This is a genomic window from Rhizobacter sp. P2_H2 (genome assembly GCF_056403375.1).
The window spans coordinates 1-925 of record NZ_JBFUFP010001543.1; the positions used below are offsets into that span (position 1 = coordinate 1).

At 68.3% G+C, this 925-nt stretch carries 1 protein-coding gene; it reads right to left on the bottom strand.

Translation table 11 applies throughout. The features are described 5' to 3' along the window. On the bottom strand, positions 1 to 925 hold a 925-nt coding region (locus AC1D15_RS34605; protein ID WP_477829635.1), incomplete at both ends, for a glycoside hydrolase domain-containing protein.

Here is a 925-nt window from a genome sequence, read left to right on the forward strand (position 1 = left end):
CGGCGTACAGGTTGGCGACGATCAYCGCGCCGGCATCGCCCACCATCACGCAGGTGTCGTCGTTCGCGGTGGGCCACTTCGGGTAGCCGCCGCCGCCTTTCTCGGCATCGACCACCATCGACTGCGCCATGTCGCTCGCCTCCTTCGGCGCGAGCCAGCCGATCAGCTGCACCTGCGAGCGGTAGATGTCCCAGCCGGAGAAGGTCGCGTACTTGTCCCAGCCGGTCGCGGTGTAGGTCTTGTTGTCGAAGCCGATGTACTGGCCGTTCACGTCGCTGAACAGGTTGGGGTGCAGCAGCGAGTGGTACAGCGCGCTGTAGAACTTGGTGCGGTCGTCGCTCGTGCCGCCGGTCACCTGCACCTTGTTCAGCGTCGCGTTCCAGGTCGCCTGCGCGGCGCTCTTCAGCGCGTCGAAATCCCAGGCCGGGTTCTCGGTCTGCATGTTCAGCTTCGCGTTCGCGGTGCTGACGTACGAGACGCCGATGCGCAGCTTCACCTGCCCGCCGCCGGCGAACTTGACCCAGCCGCCGTTGTTCTGCGCGCGCGCCGCGGTGCGCGAGCCGGGGGTCACGGTGTCGCCCTGGTAGGTGCCGAAGCTGGCGAACGGCTTGTCGAACTGGCCGTGGAAGTAGACGAAGTAGCCGCCGCCGCCGCACACGCCGCCGGTCTCGACGAAGCCCTGGACCGAGTCGGTGCCGACGATCTCCAGCTGCGCGCTGCGCGCGCCGACGCCGTTGCGGCCGATGTTCAGGATCATCGTCGCGTCGTTGGTGGCCGGCCAGGTGAAGCGGCCGGCACCGGTGCGCTTCGTGACCGTGAGCTCGGCGTTGACGCCGTTGTTCAGCCCGACGCGGTACGAGCCCGGCACGGCCTGCTCGTTGGCGTGCGAGAAGCCGACCTGGTAGGTCTCGATGTGGGTGCCGGG